Genomic DNA, 22065 nt, shown 5'->3' on the forward strand with positions numbered 1-22065 from the left:
TGCGGGAGGGAGCCCCATGAAAAAGCTTATTGCGGTCATTTTCGGGGGGCGGTCGGTGGAACACGAAGTTTCCATTGTGACCGCCCAGCAGATCATGTATCAACTCCGCCGGGATCTCTACGACGTGATGCCCCTTTACATCGACAAAGAAGGGGCCTGGTGGACGGGTGATGTACTCGCCAAATTAGAATCTTTTAAGGCAGCCAACCGGAATGCCGCCCTTGCCCAGGCGGCCCGCGTGATCGTGGTCCCGACTCCGGGCGGGGGGGTGATCGAAGATCCCCAGGCTTTGCGAGGGCTTTTTCGCAAACCCCGGCGGTGGACTCCTGATGTGGCGATTCTGGCCACCCATGGGACGTATGGGGAGGACGGGTGTTTACAAGGTTTACTTGAGATAGCAGGGATTCCTTACACTGGCCCCGGGGTGCTGGGATCGGCAGTGGGGATGGACAAAATTCTGATGAAAGACGTTTTCCGAGCTCAGGGGATCCCGGTGGTGAACTACATCTGGATTCACCGGGATGAATGGCATGAGCATCCCGATGAGGTGGCGGATCGGGTGGAGAGGGAGTTGCAGTATCCGGTTTTCGTAAAACCCTCCAACCTCGGTTCATCCGTGGGGATCGGCCGGGCGGAAGACCGGGACGGCCTGTTCCACGCCATGGATGTGGCGGCGGGGTACGACCGTCGGCTGCTCATCGAGCAAGGGGTGGTCTCGCCCCGGGAGATCAATTGTTCTGTTCTGGCCGATGGCCAGGATCTCCGAGTTTCTCTTTGCGAAGAACCGGTCTCCTGGGAAGCATTCCTCAGCTACGAAGACAAATACATCCGCGGGAATTTCACCAAAGGTCAGACCGGCCGGCGCATTCCGGCGGACCTGCCGGACGGAGTGACGGAAGCGGTGCAGGAGTTGGCTCGCCGGGCTTTTCGCGCCATTCAAGCCCGGGGGGTGGCCCGGGTGGATTTTCTTCTTTCTCCGGACGGTTCGATTTATGTGAATGAAATTAACACCATTCCGGGTTCCCTGTCCTTTTATTTATGGGAGCCCAGCGGCGTGTCGTTTCCCGATCTCCTCGACAAGTTGATCGAAGACGCTTTGGCCGATTACCGGGATAAAAGCCGGAACATCTCCACCTACGATACAGATCTCATCGAACAATTTGGCCGAGGTGGGAAAGTGGGCAGTAAGGCGTCGCCGCAAACTTCTTAATTCGACAAACCTCTCCCGATCGGCAGGAACCTCGCGAGGGATGTCGAACCCTCTTATGGAGTGAAATTCATAGGAGGGACGAGATTGCGAGAACGGTGGAATGCCGGGAGGTACGGCGGGTGGATCCGTCTGTCAGTGGCCGGCGCCTTGGCGGCGATGACGGTGACCCGTGCGGGGGTCGGCCTTGCGGCAGGCGAGGCCCCATCTTTTCCCGACGTGCGTCCCGGGGACTGGTATTATCCGGCGGTCAGCGACTTGGCGAATCGGGGCATTGTGCACGGTTCCACGGATGGTCGATTCCATCCGGAGGCCTCGGTCACCCGGGCGGAGTTCACCGCCATGGCGATCCAGGCTTTCGGCTATCATTACACGGTACTACAGGGTGCACAGCCGAAGCAGGTCTTTTCCTCTCAATCGGATGCAATCGCTTACGCTTCCCAGTTTGACCACGCTTTTGTCCGGGATAATCAGACCGGGGCGGTGGTTTGGAACAATTATCCCAGTTCTGACCAGTCCCAGCTACAGCGGGATAGCACCTACTCTCATTTCTCAGATGTTCCCTACGGCGCGTGGTACTGGCCCGTTGTGGAAGGGGCGTGGGCGGCCAACGTCGTCCATGGGGTGGGGGGCGGGCAATTTGCTCCAGACGCCCAGATCGAGCGCCAGGACATGGCTGCTTTGCTGATCAACGCCCTGCGGCTGAGCGGGGTGGACCCGGGAAAGGACGTTTTGCAGCCCTTCGGGGATGCGGGGCAGCTGAGTACATACGCGGTGGTGCCGGTGGCGATGGCGGTGAAGGTGGGCGTTGTCTCCGGGGATGACAAACGGCTTCTTCATCCCAAGGATCCGGCGAGCCGGGCGGATGCGGCGGCGATGATCGACAAGGCGTTGCAGATCCCCCCCGATCAACTCCAGGCGTGGCAAACTCGAACCATTCAGCAACTTCAAGCGGTTCCTCAGCAGGTTAAGTTGTCGCTGGGTCAAACGCAAAAGATCGTGGCTCTGGCCCTGCGCCAGGACGGTGAGGCCATCCCTGTCAGCGTGGACTGGCAGGTGGAGGGAAACGTCGGAACGATCCAAGGGGGAGAATTGCAGGCGAAACAGGCCGGCAGCGGTACAGTCATCGGCACCTTGACCACAGCGGATGGGCGGACATTGACCACCAAGATTCCCGTGACTGTGGACGCCTCGGTGCCGGTGCAGGTGGAACTGGCCGTCACCCCTTCCGTTAGTTTGGTGCCTGGGGGACAAGCCCATATCCAGGTGACGCTGCGCGACCCGGCCGGACAGTTGGTTCCAGGGGAAGTAGATTTGAACGTCAGTGTCTCGGACCCCTCCAAGGGTCATCTCGACACGACAAAAGCTGTCGTCACCGGAGGCATCGGGGATCTGGGCACGTTCACCGCGGGCCCCCAGTACGGACCGGTCCAGGTTCGCGCGGATATTGCGACCCAGGGGTGGAAGGGGTCCGGACAGGTGACACTGAATGTGGTTAAAGTGCAAAACCCAGTCAACGGCAAGGGCATCTGGGGAACTTGGGTGGAATGGGGAACCTCCGGTTATGACCCCGACCGCATTGTGCAAACGTCGAAACAGGCGGGGGCTAAATATATCTACCTCATTGTCCGGAATCAGCCTGGCGAAGGGACGATCCGTCCCGAGTCCAAGGCAATGCTTGACGCCATCGTTCCCAGAGCCCATGCCGCCGGGATACCCGTGATCGGGGTGGTGTACCTCGTGGACGATCCGGCCCTGGATTCCGGCCGAATGTTGACAGTGGCCAAATACGCCACACCCACCGGGGAACGGGTGGATGGCCTTGCGGCCGACATCGAGGAGAGCCCGACTTCAGAGTCCATCAGCGGCACCATGATACCGGTCCGTCAGGCTCTTGGTCCCGACTACCCGATTATCGCCGTGACCTATCCGCCTCATATTAGTTCGGCGTGGCAGCGGTCGGCGACGTACCCGTGGAGCACCTTCGGTCAATATTTTACAATGATCAGCATCATGGACTACTGGCATTACGAAGATCGAGCGTACACCGCGGACGAAGTGCGGAATGAAATCTACAACGAAGCGAAAGCGGCCGCCGCTCTGACCGGTCGGCCCGTGGAGGTGATCGGACAAGCGTACCGCATGAACACCGCCTCGGGAAAACCCTTTGCCACGGTGCCCACCGGTGAAGAGATCACCGCGGCCATGCAGGCGGCGAAAGATGCCGGGGCGTCGGCATTTTCCCTGTATCGCTGGGATACGGCTACGCCCGAGGAACTGAGCGCATTTCATAATTTCTCCTGGTGAGCCGGGCCGCGCAAGCTTCCCCCCGGGATCGGTGATACTGAGAGAGAATCGGTTCATCGATATCCCAGGGGAGGGACGTTGCGTGATAAAACCTCGTTTGCTGGCCGTTGGCGCGGCCCTGCTGGTGGCGGGTCTCGGGACGTCGGTGTCGGCGTTGGCGGCGGAAGGGCCGCAATTCACGGCACCGGTCCACGGCCGGGCTCAGTGGGACATTGACTGGGATGAAGTGCACAGCAGCGTCCAGTTGACGGACGCGCAGAAAAAACAGCTCCGTGTGACCATTGAACAGGCGTACCAGCAAGCCCTCATGCCCCATGCGAAGATTACGGCGAAACAGGCTGGGGAAGCGGCCCTGAAGGCCGAGCCCAAGGGCATGGTCACCGAGGTCAAGCTTCACAGTGTTCACGGGAACGTCGTGTATCTGGTGCACATGAACCGCGAAGGGGCGCGATCCTTGGTGGTGGTCGACGCCGGCAACGGCAATGTGTTGGTGCACAAGACCATGATGAAGGCGCACGGCGACGATTGACAAACAAGGGTCCATTTGGGCCGGGCGCCCCCGGAAGGTTTTTGCCGCTGGGGGCGCCTTGGTTTTTGGACCTTTGAGTTCGTGCGAGATTGGCGAGGGGGATCACCATGAATGAAAAGAGAATTCCGCAGCGGATTTTGTTGGGACCTGGCCCGAGCGACTGTCATCCCGAGGTGCTGAAGGCCATGGCGACCCCCTTGGTGGGACATCTGGATCCGGTTTTCCTCGAACAGATGAACGAGACGATGCAACGGCTGAGAGAGGTGTTTCAAACCCGTTACCCGCTGACCCTGGCGATGTCCGGAACGGGCAGTGCGGGGATGGAAACGGTGTTTGTCAATGCCTTGGAACCCGGGGATCGGGTGGTAATCGGCATTTGCGGCGCCTTCGGGGAGCGGATGGTGGACGTCGCCTCCCGCACCGGTGCCGAAGTGATTCAGGTGCGGGCGCCCTGGGGGAGGACCGTCGATCCGGGTCAGATTCAGGAGGCTCTGAAAAATCACCCAGGAGTGAAAGCGGTGGCGGTGGTTCACGCCGAAACTTCGACGGGGGTTTTACAACCTCTGGAAGAGATCGGCAGGCTGGCGCGCGATCACGGGGCCCTGTTCTTGGTGGATGCGGTGACGTCGTTGGGCGGTGTTCCCGTGCCGGTGGAAGAGGCGGCGATCGACGCCTGTTACTCCGGAACGCAAAAATGTCTCAGCGCGCCTCCCGGGCTTTCACCGGCCACGTTTAGCCCCAAGTTCGAAGAAGCGTTGGAGCGCCGCAAGCGAAAAGTCCAGAGTTGGTATCTCGACTTGACGATGGTTCGCCAGTACTGGGGGAGCGAGCGTTTCTATCATCACACCGCCCCGATTACGATGATGTACGCCCTGCACGAGGCTTTGGGGTTGTTGTTGGAAGAGGGCTTAGAATCTGTATTCCGGCGGCACTGGGTGAATGGTCGGGCTCTTCAGGCGGGCCTTGAGGCAATGGGTCTCCAACTGTATGCCGACGCAGGGCATCGCCTGCCCCAGTTGACTTCGGTGTGGATCCCCGAAGGTGTGGAGGATACTTTGGTGCGCAACCGCCTGCTCAACGAGTACGGGATTGAGATCGGCGGGGGGCTTGGAGAGGTCAAGGGCCGGGTGTGGCGAATCGGTTTGCTCGGCCATTCCAGCCGACGGCGAAATGTCCTGCTCCTACTCAGTGCGCTGGAGCAGATTCTTCGGAGTGTGGGTTACTCGGTGGAATCGGGCATAGGCTGTCAGGCGGCGGAGGGCGCGTACCGGGATTTTTTGGCTAAGGAGTGAATTGGCTGCCGACACCTTTGCGCGGTTTTCGGCGTACCTGTATCGTAACAGGTTTCAAGTGAATCCCCCCGGGACATAACTGGTAAGGAACCTAGGAGAAGAGGGGGACCTCGCAGATGGACGATCTCCGCGTGGCCGCCGTGTTTCGCGCTTCAGCCCATCGGTCGACGGTGTATGAGCGGATGAAAACCTGGCGCGGTTCCGATGTGAGCACCGCGCTATCTCATACGCCCCAGGCGACCGTTTATACGGCCTGCAGTTCCACGGGGGTGGTGCGGGTCCGGGCGGAAGAGGACAACCTGTCCGGAAGTGCAAGCTTTTACGGTGAACCGGCGGCACTCGGCTGCAGCGGTTTGGTGACGGCCTGGCTCGACTTGCTCAAAACGGTGGAGGCCGGAGGCACCGCCTATGTGACGTGGAAAGGGCGCATCAGTCAGGTGCGCTTCAGCAGGGGTCTACTGTTTTGGGAAGCGGTGGGGCGAGTGGAATGGGATCAGCTGACCGACTGGGATTTACTGATTGAGAAGGAAACCTGGACAGGTCACGTGCACCGATATCTGGATCTCCTCGCCCAAGCCTTGGTGGTGCCAGACCCCGAGGCGCAGAAAAAGGCGGTAACAGAGTTGGCCCGGGCCCAGCAAAACCTCCAGCGGGTGAACCAGGAACTCTCCGCCAGGCGGGGCGCCCGCGTGGCGATTGGCCGCACCTCCGGCGGCCGGGGATGACGGAAACCGCCTGTCCATCCGATGCAAGCGGGGTGTCACTTTGTCCTTCGGACAGCCGAGTCTCGGACGGCTGTCTTTTTTCTTTGCGCCAACGCCCTTCGATCATGTCTTTTTTGCTATGATGGAGAGCGGGGGGAAGTGCGGTGCGTCATTCGGTGCTCGTTTTTATCTGTGCGCTGGAACCCCTGCGGGTGTTGTTGCTCAAGCGAACGGCGGAGCGGGGGGGATGGTGGCAACCGGTAACAGGGCACGTGGAGTCGGGGGAGCGGCCGGAGGAGGCGGCGGGGCGGGAAACCCGGGAGGAGACGGGGTGGATGCCGGACCGGTTGATCAGGACTCCATGGACGGCCCAGTTCGAGCATCTGGGGCAGACATATCGGCACACCGTCTGGATAGCTTGTTGCCCTCGCCCTTTCGTACCGCACCTGAGCAGCGAGCACACCGACAGCCGGTGGGTGGATCCCGGCAGGGCCGAAAAGATGCTTTTTTGGCCGGACAATCGAGAATTGTTGTTTCGCGTTACGGATTGGTTGGAGCGACAAAGGAGGATGGATGGTGGGATTACTTGACGGCAAGAAGGCATTGGTCATGGGGGTGGCCAACGACCGCAGTATCGCCTGGGCTATCGCCAAGGCCCTGGCGGACCAAGGGGCGGAACTGATCTTTACATACCAAGGGGAACGGCTGGAACGCCGGGTTCGGGAGTTGGCGGAGCAGATTCCGGGCTCGTTGTTATTTCCTTGCGATGTGAGCCGGGATGAGGACCTGGATGCGTTGAAGCTAGTTCTCGATCAACAGGTGGGCGCCCTTCACGTCCTGGTACACAGTATCGCCTTTGCGAAAACCGAGGAGCTCTCCGGGCTTTATGTGGATACCTCCCGGGAAGGATTCGCCATTGCCCAGGAGATCAGCGTCTACTCCTTGACGGCAGTGCTCCAGCGCCTGCGGGGGCTTTTGGCCAAAGAAGGCGGGAGTGTGATCACCATGACCTACATGGGTTCGGAGAGAGTCATGCCGAACTACAATGTGATGGGGGTGGCCAAGGCGGCCCTGGAATCCAGTGTGCGCTATCTGGCGGAGGATCTCGGCCCTGATGGGATTCGGGTGAACGCCATCTCGGCGGGTCCCATCCGCACCCTGTCCGCAAAGGGAATCAAAGATTTCAACAGCATTTTAAAAATCATCGAAGAAAAAGCGCCCTTGCGGAGGAATACCGACCCGGCGGAGGTGGGGGATACGGCGGTCTTCCTGGCCAGTTCTATGTCCCGGGGAATTACCGGGGAAATCATTCACGTCGATAACGGGTATCACATCATGGGGGTTTGAACGCCGGAGGGATTTGCTGACCGCCCCTGGAGGGGGCGGTCATCGACCAACTGAACATTGGAAGATCCCTGCTGTCAAAGTCGCGTTGGTCTGTGCTGTTTCATTTTTGCTATCACCTTCTATCAAACATTGACAGACTTGACAGCAAAACAGTTTACGCTCTCCGAGAGGCTGGCTGCTCCCCGAAGACCCGATTGGCGAGGCCCTGGGGCCGAGCATCTGGAGTCCCGCCCGAAACAGTACCATCCGGCCGTCCGCCGACCAGCGTCCGGCACCGACAGTTTCCAAACGGCGGGGTGGTCCCTCGACGCTTGCGCGTCTCCCACCGGCAGGACAGGGATCGCTTTCGCCAACCCGGAAGGCCGTTTTGCCGAACCCCCCAGGATCAGCCACCCGGCGGCGCTCCGCTTGCGCCTCATCGTCAAAGCCGTGTTCCGTGCGGCCTTCGCCAACCCCCGCACGCCCTCACGGTCTTTCTCCCGCCCGGCCTGTCCCTGTCCCGTCTTCCCGGGAACATCCCGGGAACTCTGATTCATTCATGCGTGGTTCTCCCAGTAGCGCTTCAGCAAAATTCTTTTGACTTCTTTGTGTGGGGTGTACTTTGTGATCTCCTGGTCGCGAAGACGCCCCTTCACATTGGTCGCCGCCACATGGTCCGCATCTCCTTCATATCCGCACTTTTGGCACCGGAACGAATCGCCGTTGCGGTTCTTGCCGTCCACCCAGCCGCATCCGGGACAGGGACAGGTCTGGCTCGTATACGCGGCGTTCACCGGTCCCGGATCGGTTATGCAATAAACATGGCACAAGTATTCCAGTCGCTCCCGGATCGCCTGCCGTTGCCACTGGCTCACCTTGCGGGACAGCCCCTTGTTCCTCGCCTTCCCCCGCAGGTGGGACAAATCTTCGTAGGCGATCACCCTCGGCCGGCGTTCCCGAAAAAACGCCCGAAACGCCCGGTTGATCTCGTTCTCGCACCACGCCCGGTACCGCCTGTGTCGCTTGTGCTGTTTCACCAGCCCCAGGTTGTGCCGACGAATTCGCCTGGCCTTTCCCGGGTCCCGCTCCCGGTTTTTGCGATACAACGCCCACAGCTTCTGGCGTTTCCGTCCTTTGTCCAGCACGTGGTCCGACATCTCTTGCAGGGCCTGGCCGTACTCCGGCCGATACTTCTTCCCCGAGTCATCCGTCAGAACTTCGGTGACTCCCAGGTCGATTCCCGCCTCTTCCTCCCCGGCCGGGTAGGTCTTTGGTTCCCGGCTCATGTGAATCTCCACCGCCTGTTCGTCCGGCAGCAGAACCACCCGCAGATTGCCCCTCAGCTTGTGAATCCCAGAAAGGGGGATCACGATCCTTTTTCCCGGGGACAATCCCATCACCGCCACATACTGCCGGTTGCCCACCATGAACACTCGGTACATCTGTTGATCCACAACAAAACTCCGGGCTTTCCTGACCCGCGGCCTCTTTCCCAGGATCCGGCGAAACAGCCGCTTCAGCCCGTGGCGGACCTTCTTCCGCCCGGCCGGCTCCAATTCGGTCTTTTTCCCGGCCAGATCCTCATCCCGAAAAATCGCCTCAATCTTTCTCCAATCCCGGGGCCTGTCCCCGAACTTGTCCAGCAACCAGAAGGCGTAATCCCGTTCCTTCGGGGTTAACCCCCCGTTGCGGTGAAGACGGTCCCGCACCTCGGCAATCGCCGCTTCCCACTGTCGCTCCAAGGTCCATAAGGCGTCTTCCAAAGCCAGCTTCCACTGCCGAGCCTGAAGACCAAAGGGACTCACAAACCCGGCGGCCACCCGTTCATCTCGAATTCTCCGTTTATACCCCAGATCCTTGAGGTACTTCACCTGCGCGTACTCCACCAAGAAGGCGTCCTTCTGCCGGGAATACGCCTCGGCCACTTCGACGATCTGCCTCCATTTCTCACGATTCAGCGGCAGGCTCTTTTGTCGGATCGTCTGTCGCACCGGATAGTTCCTCCCGAACGGCTTTGGTCAGTTTCCGCGCCCTGTAGGTTCGTGACCCGTAGAGTTTTGTTGCAAAATACTGGACAATGCTTATTAAATCTTCGGCCAGTTCCTGGGCCGGTGACATGTCCTCGGCCTTGTTGACCACCAGAATCTCGCAACCGAACCGTGCAAACAGGTCCTCCAAGAAATCAAACCCAAACCGGACCAGCCGGTCCTTGTGAGCCACTTCCCAACGCCTGATAGAACATATCCTCGGTGTATCTGCGCTTGTTGGTGGGAGTTCGCAAAGGCACCAGCTTGCCTTCCCTGTCCCACGCTCGAAGTGTGGAGACGCTGACGCCGAGTTTCTCCGCAAACTCTCGAATCGAATAGAGCTTCACCTGAACATCACCCTATATCAAATTCTATCAGGTGACGTTGATTTTCGGCAAATCACTTCTCTTCTTCATAGAAGGCCAAAAGCTGTCTTCAACCTCCTGCGGGATCGGGTAAGACAACGTTAGTTTCAGTGATCGCCCGGGCGGGGTGCCGGTGCCCAGAACCCCCGGGCCCGGGTGACTACTTCGTCGGCTTGTCGGCCTCAAAATGTTTGAGAAACCCCTTGTTCAGCCATTCACCGCCGTCCAGGGTCACCACCTCGCCGGTCATGAAACCGGCGTAATCGGAGACGATGAAGGAGGCAAGCCTGGCGACCTCTTCGGGCTGGCCGAACCGCCCTGCTGGGATCTCTTGTTTCAGGCGTTCCTCGATCGTCTTGGTCGGCCACAGCTTTTCTGCTCCGCCCGTGTGCTCAATGGGCCCCGGGGCGATGGCGTTCACCCGGATGCCGTATCTGGCCCATTCCACCGCCAAGGTTCGGGTCATGGCCACGACCCCGGCTTTTGCCGCAGCCGAGTGGACGGTGCCGGGTCCGCCCGTCCAGGAGTAGGTGGCGACGATGTTGAGGATGTTTCCACCTCGCCCGGATTCGATCATCTCTTTTCCCATCGCCCGGGAGCAGTAGAACGTTCCGTTGAGGACGATGCCGACCACGGCGTTCCACCCGTTGACCGACAACTGTTCGGCCGGGCAGACGAAATTGCCTGCGGCATTGTTGACGAGGATATCGATTTGGCCGAAGGCTTGGTTCGTTTCCGCCACCCAACGATCGACGTCGGCAGGATTGCGGACATCCCCTGCGACGGCCAACACCCGGGCACCCGGGGTGCGGCTGAGAAGATCCTGGGCGGCGGCATTCAAGCGTTCTTCATTGCGTCCGGTGATGACGATGTGGGCGCCAAGCCGGGCGAATTCGCCGGCGATCGCCTTTCCCAGCCCAGAACTGCCTCCGGTGATCACCGCGACGCGATTTTTTAACGTATCAGGACTTAACATGGGCGATTCTCCTTTTAAGAGTGATAGGGAAGGGATATCGATCGAGTTGATTCATTAGATTCGAGAGGACCGGTCGATTTTCCTGCCAGAACGACCGTTTGGTTGCAGGGGTTTAGGCAACAGTCCGTTGACGGACGGGATACGGACACGTAAGATGATAGCAGGAAACCTGATCGAACGCTCGCTCGGTATTTGGCCGACCGAAGAAATGTCGGAAGGAGGGGGGCGGGATGTGCCCGAAAAAGCACATTCCCTCGGCGGTCAAGGATCCTAAACTGATCGAAACCCGAAGACAGCAGATCGTGGCCGCCGCGGTGAATCTCTTTGTGGAAAAAGGGTTTCACGGCACCACCACCCGGGAGATCGCCCGGGAGAGCGGACTGAGCATCGGAGCCCTTTATGAATACGTGGAGTCCAAAGAGGACGTGTTGTACCTGGTTTGCGACAATATCCACACCACCCTGGAGACGCGGCTCCGGCGAACCCTCACGGAGGCGGGCAACGCTCGGGAGAGCTTGCGGTCGGCCATTCGACAGTATCTGTATGTGATGGACGATATGCAGGACGATGTGCTGCTCATCTATCAAGAAAGCAAATCTTTGCCCTTGGAGGCCCTGCACTTTGTGCTGGGAAAAGAAGAGCAGATTACCGGGATATTTGCCGACATTTTGCGCCGGGGCATCGAGGACGGCAGTCTTCGCCTGGACCCCGGGGCGGTGACGCTGATGGCCCATAACATCATTGTGCTCGGTCAGATGTGGGCCTTTCGCCGGTGGGCGTTGCAGCGGCACTATACGCTGGAGGAGTACATCCGGGTTCAGACGTCCCTCTTGCTCAATGAACTCATGAGTCCCGACGAGACCGATGACACAGATACACAGGTTAAAAAAGAAGAGGGGGAAGCTGTCCGTGGAAACTGAAGTGTATCGGCCGCAGCACCAGGTGCGTTTCGTGACGGCCGCCAGCTTGTTCGACGGCCACGACGCGGCGATTAACATTATGCGACGGCTGTTGCAACGCTCCGGAGTGGAGGTGATCCACCTCGGGCACAACCGCTCTGTGGAAGAAATCGTGAATGCCGCCATCCAAGAAGACGTGCAGGGGATTGCCGTCAGTTCTTACCAAGGCGGGCATATGGAATTCTTTAAATACATGTATGATCTCCTGCAAGAGCGGGGAGCGGGGCACATCCTGATTTTCGGCGGCGGCGGGGGGGTGATCATTCCCGAGGAGATTCGCGAACTCGAAGCATACGGCATCGCGAAGATTTTCTCCCCCGAGGACGGTCGGGAGATGGGGCTTCAAGGGATGATCAATTATATGATCCGCTTGGCGGATCACCCCACCCCCACCCGGTTGGCCGAGTCAGGGGTGGAGGTGCCCCTCACTCCCACCGAGGTGCGCCGGGTGGCCGAGTGGATCACCTTGGCGGAACGCCGGGTGGTGGAGAAACATCCGGAATGGGACGAGATCTTCGCCCGGCTGCGGGAAATGCGCCGGCCCGTTCCCGTGGTGGGAGTCACCGGGACCGGGGGTGCGGGCAAAAGTTCGTTAACCGATGAATTGCTTCGCCGGTTTTTGCGCGTTTATCCTGATAAAACTTTTGCCGTCCTCAGCGTGGACCCATCCAAACAGAAAACTGGAGGCGCATTGCTCGGTGATCGGATCCGCATGAATGCCCTGGCCAGCCCCAGGATTTACATGCGCAGCCTGGCCAGCCGACGATCCGGGTCTGAACTGAGCGCCGCCATGGACGAGGCCTTGGATGTGGTCCGGGCGGCCGGATTCGATCTGATTATCGTGGAGACCAGCGGTATCGGCCAGGGTGATGCCGCAGTGGCCCGGGTTGCGGATCTGAGCATCTATGTGATGACCAGCGAATTCGGAGCGCCGAGCCAACTGGAAAAAATCGATATGCTCGATTACGCCGATTTTGTCGTCATCAACAAGTTCGACCGCAAAGGCTCCGAAGATGCGCTTCGGGAGGTGCGAAAGCAGTACCGGCGCAACCACAATCAGGTCGAAGGTCCCGATGAGTCACTTCCGGTCTACGGGACCATTGCCAGCCAGTTTAACGATCCGGGCACCGATCGCTTCTTCAAAGCCTTGATCGACCGGCTGGCCCTACGGTTTGGGGAGACGTGGCGGGGCGATTACACGCCCGGGGCGATGGACAGCCGCAAACCCGGCGTCATCCCTCCCGAACGGACCCACTACCTCGCAGAAATTGTAGATACGATACGACGCTACAAACGTTGGGTCGAAGAACAGTCGTCTATCGCAAGGAAAATTTACCAACTGGAAGGAGCCAGGGCGGTGCTGGCTGAGGCGGCCGGGGAAGGGGAGGCGGTCCCCCTTCAGGAGATCGACCGCCAACTGGCCCATTTTTGGGAACAACTGCATCCCGACTGCAGAAAGGCCCTGGAGGAGTGGCCGAAGCTCAAAGAGCGGTATCGCCAGGACGAACTGGTGATGAAAGTCCGGGATCGGGAGATCCGCCAGCCTCTGTACACGACGAGCCTGTCAGGCACCCGGATTCCCAAAGTGGCGTTGCCGCGATACGAGGATTACGGCGAGATCCTTCGCTGGCTCCTGTTGGAGAACGTCCCGGGTTCCTTCCCTTATACCGCCGGGGTATTTCCCTTGAAACGCACCGAGGAGGAGCCCCGCCGGCAGTTTGCCGGCGAAGGGACGCCGGAGCGCACGAACCGGAGGTTTCACTATCTCAGTCAAAATGACACGGCGAAACGCTTGTCCACCGCTTTTGACAGCGTGACCCTGTACGGCCAGGATCCCGATCGGCGACCCGACATCTACGGCAAAATCGGGGAGAGCGGGGTCAGCGTCTGCACCCTGGACGACATGAAAAAGTTGTATGAGGGCTTTGACCTGTGCGCTCCCAATACCAGCGTGTCCATGACCATCAATGGACCGGCGCCGATTTTGCTTGCCATGTTTCTTAACACCGCCATCGACCAACAGGTGGAGGCATTCCGGCGGGAGACGGGCCGGGAGCCTTCCCGGGAGGAATACGAAGAGATTAAAGCCAGGACCTTGCGCACGGTCCGGGGGACGGTCCAGGCGGACATCCTGAAAGAGGACCAGGGGCAGAATACCTGCATCTTCTCCATCGATTTCGCCCTGCGGATGATGGGGGACATTCAGGAATATTTTATTGCGCACGACGTCCGCAATTATTACTCGGTGAGCATCAGTGGCTATCACATTGCCGAAGCCGGGGCGAATCCCATTACCCAACTGGCCTTTACTCTGTCCAACGCTTTTACCTATGTGGAATATTATCTGTCTCGGGGCATGAAAATCGACGATTTTGCCCCGAATCTGTCGTTTTTCTTCAGCAATGGCATGGACCCGGAGTACAGTGTGATCGGGCGGGTGGCCCGGCGGATTTGGTCCACGGCGATCAAGTACCGATACGGCGGCAATGAGCGGAGTCAAAAACTGAAGTACCATATTCAAACGTCCGGGCGGTCCCTGCACGCCATGGAGATCGATTTTAACGACATTCGCACCACCCTGCAGGCGCTGCTGGCCATTTACGACAACTGCAATTCCCTGCATACAAACGCCTACGACGAGGCGATCACCACGCCCACGGAAGAGTCGGTCCGGCGGGCGATGGCGATCCAGATGATCATCAACCGGGAATTCGGCCTGGCGAAAAATGAAAATCCGCTTCAAGGGGCGTTCATCATTGAGGAGTTGACCGACCTGGTGGAAGAAGCGGTGCTTCAGGAGTTTTTGCGGCTCAATGACCGGGGAGGAGTGCTCGGTGCCATGGAGACCCAGTACCAGAGGGGAAAGATCCAGGATGAGTCGTTGTACTACGAACAACTGAAGCATACGGGGCAGTTGCCCATCATCGGGGTCAACACGTTTCTCAATCCAAAAGGCCTATCCGAGACCGAGCACACCACCATTGAACTCGCCCGGGCGACCCGGGAGGAGAAAGAAGAGCAGCTTCGCAATCTCCAGGCCTTTCAGGAGCGCAATCGGGATCGGGCACCCCAGATGCTCCGCCGACTGCAGCAGGTGGCCGCCGAGGGCGGAAACATCTTTGCGGAGTTGATGGAGACGGTTCGATACTGCAGTCTCGGCCAGATCACGGCGGCGCTGTTCGAAGTCGGGGGCCAGTATCGGCGGAACATGTGACGATCGTGGGAGAGCGCGCAACCAGGTCGGGAGACGGAACGATGGTGACGTCTATAAGGCTGGGGGAATGAGGGATTGATCGCCGCTGGCCTTGAGGTGTCGCAGTGAACCCGTCGGCCGCCCGTTGCGGGGGCGAGTCCCATGAGTAAAGGGACAGGAAGGGAGCGCAGTCCCTTCCTGCAGGACACAATCGGATCCCTACTATGTGATCCAAGTTATCGACTGAACAATCCGGGGTCGGCCCAGATCAGAACCCCGTTCTGACCGCCAAATCCAAAAGAGTTGCTCATGGCCACGGCGATATGCTGCCGACGGGGCCCGTCCAACACCAAGTCCGGAGGTGCTTCCGGGTCCGGCTGCCGACAATGAAGAGTGGGGGGAATCCACCCGGTCTCGATCGACTTAATGCTAATTATGCTTTCCACCGCACCGGCGGCTCCCAGGAGGTGGCCCATCCCTCCCTTGGTGGAACTGACCGGAATCTGGTTGAGATGCCCCCCGAAAACCCGGCGCAGCGCCAGGGATTCGGCTCGATCCCCGGCGGGGGTGGCCGTGGCATGGGCGTTGATATAATCGATGTCCGCCGGCCCCAGGCCCGCGCTGTACAGAGCCCGCTCCATTGCCAGCACCGCGCCGGTGCCGTCGGGATGGGGGGCTGTTTCGTGATATGCATCGTTGGATGCCCCGTAACCCACCAAGACCGCGTAGACCTTTGCCCCTCGGGCCCTCGCCCGATCCAGAGGTTCCAGGATCAGGGCCGCCGCTCCTTCTCCCATCACCATTCCGGTTCGGTCCACGTCAAAGGGTTTACACCAAGTGGAAAGATCCCCCTCTCCTTCCATGGCCACGGCGCCGGCGGAGCGCAGACCGCCCAAGGCCGTGGGCGTGAACAGGCTCTCGGAACCGCCCGTCACAACTTGGTCAACGATGCCCAGCCAGAGCCATTGAAGGGCTTCCCCCAGGGCGTTGGCCGAAGCGGCGCAAGCCGTGGCGTAGGTCATCGCCGGGCCCCGGATTCCGTAGTGCATGGCCAGGGCCGCTTCGGCGGCATTGGGAATCGCCTTTGAAACCACCCGGGGCCCGACCCGGCCCTCGGGCTGTTTCGCCAACCGCACCGCTTCCTCTTCATAGCTGGGAAGCCCCCCAAAAGCGGTTCCCCAGGCGATCCCCGTCCGATTGGCGTTGACGCCTCGCAACTCGAAAGGATCCTCCTCCGTTGTCCAACCCGCGTCGGCCATGGCTTCCGCCGCCGCCACCAGGGCCAACTGGGTACTTCGATCCGTGTCCCGGACCGTTTTTTTGGGCAAATGGTCCATGGGTGAAAAATCCTTCACTTCGGCCACGGCGGGGCTGAAGTGGGCGATCCGGGCGTCAGACGGTGGTCCCACCGCTGTGCGGCGCCCCATGATCGCGTTCCACAGCCGCTGGACGCCCGAGCCAAAAGGAGTGAGTGCTCCCATCCCGGTTACGGCGACGGGAGTGAATACAGGATTGCGCCTCATTGCTGCCGCCCTTCTCGGGAGGAGGCCGGTTGTGTGAGCCGCTCCTGGGCGATCTCTTGCAGTTTGAACTTCTGAATCTTTCCGGTTCCCGTCATCGGCCACTGTCCGGGCTCCACGAACCAGACGTACCGGGGGACCTTGAATTTGGCCAAGCGGTCTTGACACCAACGCACGACCTCTCTCCGGGTCAACGCAGCTCCGGGCTTGAGTTCAATAAAAGCAGCTCCTACCTCGGTGGTTAAGGGATCGGGCACTCCCACCACATACACCTGGCCGACGGCTGGATGGCGGGAAATCACTTCTTCCACTTCCTTGGGTGACACGTTTTCTCCAGACACTTTGTACATCTCCTTACTCCGGCCGAGAAATTCGATATATCCGTTTTCATCGATGCGACCGAGATCTCCCGTGCGGAACCAACCATCCTGATCGATCACCGCCGCCGTTTCTTCGGGCTTGTTGTAGTAGCCCCGGGTGACGATGTTGCCCCGGGCGGTCAATTCCCCGACGGCGCCTTCCGGCAGGTCTTCGCCGGTGTAGGGATCGACCACTTTGTACTGGACGTTCGCACCGCCGAACTCCGGCAGGCCAGTGGACCCCGCCGGCTTGATCCGTCCCACCCGGCTGACCACAATATCGATGGGGTCTCCCACCTCGGTGTGAACAGTGGAAGCTGTCACCTCCGTTCCCCCGTAGCCCGTGCAAATTTCCCGGACGCCCAGCTCCTTAACCGCCCGCTCCCAGATGGGCACCGGTGCCGGGGCGGCGGCACACATGAGGGAATGAAGGGCTCCCAGGTCAAATCGTTCCCGGTCCGGATGGTTGAGGATCGCCACAAGCATGGACGGCACGCACAGGAAATCGGTGGCTCGGTGGGTTTCCATGAGAGCGAGAGCCTCCCGGGGATGGAACTCGGGCATCGAAATGATCGCACCGCCGACAAAGGAAACAGCGAGCAGGCCTTCTTCGTAGGCGAAGACGTGGTAATACGGCAAAGGAGTAAAAATTCTCCGGCCTTCTTCAAAAGCCCGGCTGAGGGCGGTGCTGTACGCGCAGCGCAAAAAATTGTCGTGGGTGAGCATCACACCCTTGGGAAGTCCCGTGGTTCCGGATGTATAAATGATATCGCTCACTTCATCGGGATACTCGGACTGCCGCATTCGCTCTTCCAGGGCCTCGTTCGAGACGGAGGAAGACTGCTGCAAAAAGGATTCCCAAGACAAAAAGGTATCCTCCCGGGCACCGGCGCCATCCCCGATGTACACCACATGCTGAAGTTTGCGTTCCCCTTCATCGTCCATCCGAGCGAGGAGCCGGGCCACCGCAGGACCGTGTTTCATCCCACCCGCCGACCAATGCATCACGAGCAAACGGCTGTCTGACTGGCGAATCATGTAGTGCAGTTCATCCTCCCGCAGGAGGGTGTTTAAAGGAATGGCCACCGCTCCCACCATGGCCACGGCGAATTTCACGAACACGTACTCGGGTTCATTGGCCATCAGGAGGGCGACGTGGTCCCGACGCTTCACGCCGAGGGCCAGAAAGGCCTTTGCCACCGACCGGGCTTGCTGCCAAACCTCTCGGTAGCTGTAGTTCCGATCGGCTGTCATAATGAATGGGCGATCGGCGAACTCCCGGCACATTTCCTGCATGTGGGATGTGAGTGTCCGGCGGGGCCAGGTGGGGAATCGACTTTCGAGCCACCTTCGTCGCTCCGAAGGACTGCGTACCATAACGACACCTCCCTGTGGGTTCGTTGGTTTTCGACGTTTCTGTTACAATAGTACATCAAATACGCGATGCATGGTTGTATTTCCTGCAAATTTGCCGATGACGACAGTTTCCTTCCCAGGATGGAGAAAGACGGCAGGAAAATCCGTTTGCGATCTCGAATTATGCTATACTGGGAGTGGTGGATACACGAAGCTGTAGTGGCGGCTGGATCTTCCGACTGTTTGGTTGATGTTCATGGAAAGGCGAGATGGTAAGGAGGATTGTGAATGACCACAACGATCAACCGAGTTGCGGTTTTGGGCTCCGGCGTGATGGGAGCGGCCATCGCAGCGCATCTGGCGGGGGTGGGCCTCGAGGTGGAACTGCTCGACATGGTCCCTTCGTCCCTCACAGAGGCAGAGAAGGCCAAAGGGTTGACCTTGAATGACCCGGAAGTTCGCCTGCGAATTGCCCGAACAGGGCTTGAGCGGGCTCTGAAAGCGAGACCGGCGGCATTTTATACCAAGCGCGCAGCGGACCGGATCCGGATTGGTAATTTCGAAGACCATCTGGATCGCATTGCGGACTGCCAATGGATTATCGAAGTGATCGTGGAAAATCTCGAAGCCAAGCGAGCACTTCTCGAGCACGTTGAAGCCTATCGGCGCCCCGGCACGGTGGTCAGTTCGAATACCTCCGGCGTGTCCATCACGAAGATGGCGGAAGGGCGATCCGAAGAGTTTCAAGCCCATTTTTTGGGCACTCACTTTTTCAACCCGCCCCGGTACATGAAATTGCTGGAGATCATCCCCACGGCGAAAACTCGGCCCGACGTGGTGGAGGACATGTGCCAGTTTGCCACTCGGGTACTGGGCAAGGGCGTCGTCGTGGCCAAGGACACGCCGAATTTTATCGCCAACCGCATCGGCACCTATGGACTTCTCGCCACGGTCCAGGCCATGTTAGAGGACGGGTACACGGTGGAAGATGTGGACGGTGTGTTCGGTCCGGCCATGGGCCGACCCAAGAGCGCGGTCTTTCGGACCTTGGACCTTGTCGGCATTGACACCTTTGTGCACGTGGCGCACAACGTCCGGGATCATGTTTCCACCCCGGAGGAGAAAGCGGCTTTCGAGGTCCCGCCGTTCATTCTAGAGATGGTGAAGCGCGGCTGGATTGGAGAGAAGGCGGGCCAGGGAGTTTATAAACGGGTCAAGAGCGAAGCCGGACGGGAGATCCTGACCCTCGATCCGGCGACGATGGAGTACCGGCCGAGAAAGAAGGCGGAGTATCCGTCTCTAACCCAGGCCAAGTATGCCACGTCCCTCGGCGACAAGATTCGGGCGCTACTGTTCGGCAAGGATCGGGCGTCGGCGCTCGCCTGGAAGGTGACAAAGAAGACGCTGCTTTACACGGCCTCGAAGATCCCCGAGATTGCCGATGACATCCTGGCGGTGGATCGGGCGATGAAGTGGGGGTTCAACTGGGAACTGGGGCCCTTCGAACTGTGGGACCTGATCGGGGTGCGCGAGGCGGTGGAGCGCATGAGGGCCGAAGGAGAGGCGATCCCCCCACTGGTGGAAGATCTTCTGGCCCAGGGTCTGGACAGTTGGTATCACAAGGAGCCCGGCCGGGTCGGGCGGTTTATGCCGGATAAAAACGTGCGGTACACGGAAGAACCGAAAGAGTGGATCCATCTTCCTCGGCTGAGGGAAGAGGGCAAGGTGGTGATGGAGAACAGCGGGGCGGCCCTGTATGATCTGGGGGACGGGGTGGCCTGCCTGGAGTTTCGGTCACCACATAACGCCATCGGCCCGGATGTGGTGGAGATGATGTTCAAAGCCGCGGAAGAGGTCTCGAAAAACTGGCGGGGCCTCGTGATCGGAAACCAGGCGAAAAACTTCTCCGTCGGCGCCAACCTGTTTCTCATCCTCATGGGGGTCCAGGAAGAGGAATGGGATGAGGTGGAGATGGCCGTCCGCCAGTTCCAACAGGTGGGCATGCGCCTGAAGTATCTCGACAAACCGGTGGTGGCGGCGCCTTTTGCCATGACTCTCGGTGGCGGGGCCGAGGTGTGTTTTGCGGCGTCCGGGGTGCAAGCATCGGCAGAGACCTATATGGGTCTGGTGGAGACCGGGGTGGGCGTGATTCCCGGGGGAGGAGGGACTAAGGAGTTGCTCCTTCGAGCCATCGAGGGCGTCCCGGAAAAAAGCGGGGTGGACCTGCAGCCTCTCGTCAATCGCACCTTTGAAACCATCGCCATGGCCAAGGTCAGCACCAGTGCCGCGGAGGCCAAGGAGATGGGATTTCTGCGAGCCGGCGACGGCATCTCGGTCAACCCTGACACTTTGTTGTACGATGCCAAGCGCAAAGTCCTTCAGTTGGCGGAGAACGGGTACCGGCCGCCCGTCAGGAGAAAGATCCCGGTCGTGGGAGAACCCGGCTATGCCGTCATGGCGGTGGGGGCGTACACGCTGCGCATGGGCGGATATATCAGCGAACACGACGAGAAGATTGCGAAGAAGTTGGCCTGGGTGTTGGCGGGCGGGAGTGTGCCCGCAGGGACTCTCGTATCGGAACAGTACCTGCTCGATCTGGAAAGGGAGGCGTTTTTGTCCCTGGCCGGGGAGCCCAAGACCCAGGAGCGAATGGCCTATATGCTCAAACACAATAAACCGCTGCGGAATTAGTGATGGAGAAGATAAAAACTGCGCAGATGAGATCGGGAGATGAAGAGGGGGAGAGCGATGCGGGAAGCAGTGATTGTGTCCGGGGTGCGCACCGCGGTGGGCAAGGCCCCGAAGGGTGCCTTGCGCGAAACCCGGCCGGAGGACCTCGCGGGGCTCGTGGTGGCCGAAGCCCTGCGCCGGGTGCCGCAGGTGGAACCCGCCGAAGTGGAGGATGTGATCATCGGTTGCGCCATTCCTGAAGCAGAACAGGGGATGAACCTCGGGCGGATCGTGGCCTTGAGAGCGGGTTTGCCGACATCGGTGCCCGGAGTGACTGTCAATCGATTCTGTTCATCGGGGCTTCAGACGATCGCCATGGCGGCGGAGAGAATCATGGCCGGATTTGCAGACGTGATCGTGGCCGGGGGCGTGGAGAGCATGAGCCTGGTCCCCATGACCGGCCACACCGTGCGCCCAAATCCCTATCTGGTCGAACATTATCCCCAGGTGTATTTGTCCATGGGGCTCACGGCGGAGCAGGTGGCCCGGAGGTTTGACGTGAGCCGGGAGGATCAGGATGCTTTTGCGCTTCGCAGCCATCAGCGGGCCGCCCGGGCGATTGACGAGGGACTGTGTCGTGACGAGATTGTTCCGGTCCCGGTGACCCGCACGGTGGTGGGTGATGACGGCAAAGTGGTGAAAACGTCCTTTGAGTTCGTCGAAGACGAAGGGGTGCGCCGGGATACCTCCCTGGAGGCTTTGGCGCAACTGCGTCCGGCCTTTGCCAAGGACGGCACCGTGACAGCGGGCAATTCCTCCCAGACCAGTGACGGCGCGGCGGCGGTGGTGGTCATGTCCGCCGAACGGGCGGCGCAGCTCGGCTTGGAGCCAAAACTGATTTTCCGCAGTTTTGCCGTGGGGGGCGTCGACCCGGATATCATGGGCATCGGGCCCGTAGAGGCGGTGCCCAAAGCCCTGAAAAAGGCCGGCCTGTCCATCGACGACATCGATCTTTTTGAGCTCAACGAAGCATTTGCCGCCCAGTCCCTGGCGGTGATGCGGAAACTCGGGATGGATCCGGAAAAGACCAACGTCAACGGAGGGGCCATCGCTTTGGGCCATCCCCTGGGCTGCACCGGCTCGAAGTTGACCGTCTCCCTGATGAACGAGATGCGCCGCCGGGGCAGCCGCTACGGGGTGGTTACCATGTGTATCGGAGGAGGCATGGGGGCGGCCGGAGTATTTGAACGCCCCTAGTGCTTGGTCAAAGCGTCC

General features: G+C 59.9%; 16 protein-coding genes and 1 pseudogene. 11 read left to right on the forward strand and 6 right to left on the reverse strand.

The window, feature by feature from the left end; genetic code table 11:
* Window positions 1-16: 16 nt before the first annotated feature.
* The 7 genes from BTUS_RS05230 to fabI all read left to right on the forward strand — a co-directional run bounded on the left by BTUS_RS05230 (window position 17) and on the right by fabI (window position 7386).
* The gene (locus BTUS_RS05230; protein WP_013075070.1) at window positions 17-1210 is read left to right on the forward strand and encodes a D-alanine--D-alanine ligase family protein; all 1194 of its coding nucleotides are present in this window, start codon (window positions 17-19) and stop codon (window positions 1208-1210) included.
* An 84-nt stretch (window positions 1211-1294) separates the two neighbouring features.
* Window positions 1295-3514 (forward strand): S-layer homology domain-containing protein, encoded by a 2220-nt coding sequence (locus tag BTUS_RS05235; protein ID WP_041303761.1) that lies wholly within the window; start codon window positions 1295-1297, stop codon window positions 3512-3514.
* Between the two features lie 82 nt (window positions 3515-3596).
* Window positions 3597-4043 carry a PepSY domain-containing protein gene (locus tag BTUS_RS16720; protein ID WP_013075072.1) on the forward strand — a complete coding sequence of 149 codons (447 nt, stop codon included), beginning with the start codon at window positions 3597-3599 and terminating at the stop codon, window positions 4041-4043.
* A 107-nt stretch (window positions 4044-4150) separates the two neighbouring features.
* Window positions 4151-5335, forward strand: a complete 1185-nt coding sequence (locus tag BTUS_RS05245; protein ID WP_013075073.1) for a pyridoxal-phosphate-dependent aminotransferase family protein — start codon at window positions 4151-4153, stop codon at window positions 5333-5335.
* Between the two features lie 116 nt (window positions 5336-5451).
* Complete coding sequence (locus tag BTUS_RS05250) at window positions 5452-6060, forward strand: hypothetical protein (protein WP_013075074.1); 609 nt, start codon at window positions 5452-5454, stop codon at window positions 6058-6060.
* A gap of 143 nt (window positions 6061-6203) precedes the next feature.
* The gene (locus BTUS_RS05255) at window positions 6204-6629 is read left to right on the forward strand and encodes an NUDIX hydrolase (RefSeq protein ID WP_013075075.1); all 426 of its coding nucleotides are present in this window, start codon (window positions 6204-6206) and stop codon (window positions 6627-6629) included.
* Entirely contained in the window at window positions 6613-7386 is a 774-nt protein-coding gene (gene fabI / locus BTUS_RS05260) for an enoyl-ACP reductase FabI (RefSeq protein WP_013075076.1), read from the forward strand. The genes BTUS_RS05255 and fabI overlap by 17 nt, the downstream gene beginning before the upstream one ends.
* A gap of 122 nt (window positions 7387-7508) precedes the next feature.
* Here the strand turns inward: fabI and BTUS_RS05265 are convergent, their stop codons facing one another.
* The 4 genes and pseudogenes from BTUS_RS05265 to fadH all read right to left on the reverse strand — a co-directional run bounded on the left by BTUS_RS05265 (window position 7509) and on the right by fadH (window position 10733).
* Window positions 7509-7922 (reverse strand): hypothetical protein, encoded by a 414-nt coding sequence (locus BTUS_RS05265; protein WP_013075077.1) that lies wholly within the window; start codon window positions 7920-7922, stop codon window positions 7509-7511.
* Window positions 7923-9251, reverse strand: a complete 1329-nt coding sequence (locus BTUS_RS05270; protein ID WP_013075078.1) for an RNA-guided endonuclease InsQ/TnpB family protein — start codon at window positions 9249-9251, stop codon at window positions 7923-7925.
* Window positions 9252-9312: 61 nt separating this feature from the next.
* A pseudogene (locus tag BTUS_RS19220) lies at window positions 9313-9739 on the reverse strand (IS607 family transposase).
* A gap of 178 nt (window positions 9740-9917) precedes the next feature.
* Window positions 9918-10733 (reverse strand): 2,4-dienoyl-CoA reductase, encoded by an 816-nt coding sequence (fadH, locus tag BTUS_RS05280; RefSeq protein ID WP_013075079.1) that lies wholly within the window; start codon window positions 10731-10733, stop codon window positions 9918-9920.
* Between the two features lie 230 nt (window positions 10734-10963).
* Between fadH and BTUS_RS05285 the strand changes: the two genes are divergently transcribed.
* Together BTUS_RS05285 and icmF are read left to right on the forward strand one after the other, a co-directional pair.
* Complete coding sequence (locus BTUS_RS05285; RefSeq protein WP_013075080.1) at window positions 10964-11653, forward strand: TetR/AcrR family transcriptional regulator; 690 nt, start codon at window positions 10964-10966, stop codon at window positions 11651-11653.
* Window positions 11643-14906, forward strand: a complete 3264-nt coding sequence (gene icmF, locus BTUS_RS05290; RefSeq protein ID WP_013075081.1) for a fused isobutyryl-CoA mutase/GTPase IcmF — start codon at window positions 11643-11645, stop codon at window positions 14904-14906. The genes BTUS_RS05285 and icmF overlap by 11 nt, the downstream gene beginning before the upstream one ends.
* A gap of 215 nt (window positions 14907-15121) precedes the next feature.
* Here the strand turns inward: icmF and BTUS_RS05295 are convergent, their stop codons facing one another.
* Together BTUS_RS05295 and BTUS_RS05300 are read right to left on the reverse strand one after the other, a co-directional pair.
* Entirely contained in the window at window positions 15122-16408 is a 1287-nt protein-coding gene (locus BTUS_RS05295) for a beta-ketoacyl-[acyl-carrier-protein] synthase family protein (protein ID WP_013075082.1), read from the reverse strand.
* Window positions 16405-18141, reverse strand: a complete 1737-nt coding sequence (locus BTUS_RS05300) for a class I adenylate-forming enzyme family protein (protein WP_013075083.1) — start codon at window positions 18139-18141, stop codon at window positions 16405-16407. Before BTUS_RS05300 ends, BTUS_RS05295 begins: the two co-directional genes overlap by 4 nt.
* 267 nt (window positions 18142-18408) lie before the next feature.
* Here BTUS_RS05300 and BTUS_RS05305 point away from each other — a divergent pair, with 267 nt between their 5' ends.
* Window positions 18409-20811 (forward strand): 3-hydroxyacyl-CoA dehydrogenase/enoyl-CoA hydratase family protein, encoded by a 2403-nt coding sequence (locus tag BTUS_RS05305; protein WP_013075084.1) that lies wholly within the window; start codon window positions 18409-18411, stop codon window positions 20809-20811.
* A gap of 57 nt (window positions 20812-20868) precedes the next feature.
* The gene (locus BTUS_RS05310) at window positions 20869-22047 is read left to right on the forward strand and encodes an acetyl-CoA C-acyltransferase (RefSeq protein WP_013075085.1); all 1179 of its coding nucleotides are present in this window, start codon (window positions 20869-20871) and stop codon (window positions 22045-22047) included.
* Window positions 22048-22065 lie beyond the last annotated feature (18 nt).

The organism is Kyrpidia tusciae DSM 2912 (assembly GCF_000092905.1).
In the GTDB taxonomy this organism is placed as follows: Bacteria; Bacillota; Bacilli; order Kyrpidiales; family Kyrpidiaceae; genus Kyrpidia; species Kyrpidia tusciae.

Bases quoted from the DNA above. Each gene is read 5' to 3' on its own strand.
- fabI (WP_013075076.1), top strand. From the start codon at position 6,613: ATGGTGGGATTACTTGACGGCAAGAAGGCATTGGTCATGGGGGTGGCC.
- BTUS_RS05300 (WP_013075083.1), bottom strand. From the start codon at position 18,141: ATGGTACGCAGTCCTTCGGAGCGACGAAGGTGGCTCGAAAGTCGATTC.
- BTUS_RS05285 (WP_013075080.1), top strand. From the start codon at position 10,964: ATGTGCCCGAAAAAGCACATTCCCTCGGCGGTCAAGGATCCTAAACTG.
- BTUS_RS05265 (WP_013075077.1), bottom strand. From the start codon at position 7,922: ATGAATCAGAGTTCCCGGGATGTTCCCGGGAAGACGGGACAGGGACAG.
- BTUS_RS05310 (WP_013075085.1), top strand. From the start codon at position 20,869: ATGCGGGAAGCAGTGATTGTGTCCGGGGTGCGCACCGCGGTGGGCAAG.
- fadH (WP_013075079.1), bottom strand. From the start codon at position 10,733: ATGTTAAGTCCTGATACGTTAAAAAATCGCGTCGCGGTGATCACCGGA.
- BTUS_RS05245 (WP_013075073.1), top strand. From the start codon at position 4,151: ATGAATGAAAAGAGAATTCCGCAGCGGATTTTGTTGGGACCTGGCCCG.
- BTUS_RS05250 (WP_013075074.1), top strand. From the start codon at position 5,452: ATGGACGATCTCCGCGTGGCCGCCGTGTTTCGCGCTTCAGCCCATCGG.
- BTUS_RS05295 (WP_013075082.1), bottom strand. From the start codon at position 16,408: ATGAGGCGCAATCCTGTATTCACTCCCGTCGCCGTAACCGGGATGGGA.
- BTUS_RS05305 (WP_013075084.1), top strand. From the start codon at position 18,409: ATGACCACAACGATCAACCGAGTTGCGGTTTTGGGCTCCGGCGTGATG.
- BTUS_RS05230 (WP_013075070.1), top strand. From the start codon at position 17: ATGAAAAAGCTTATTGCGGTCATTTTCGGGGGGCGGTCGGTGGAACAC.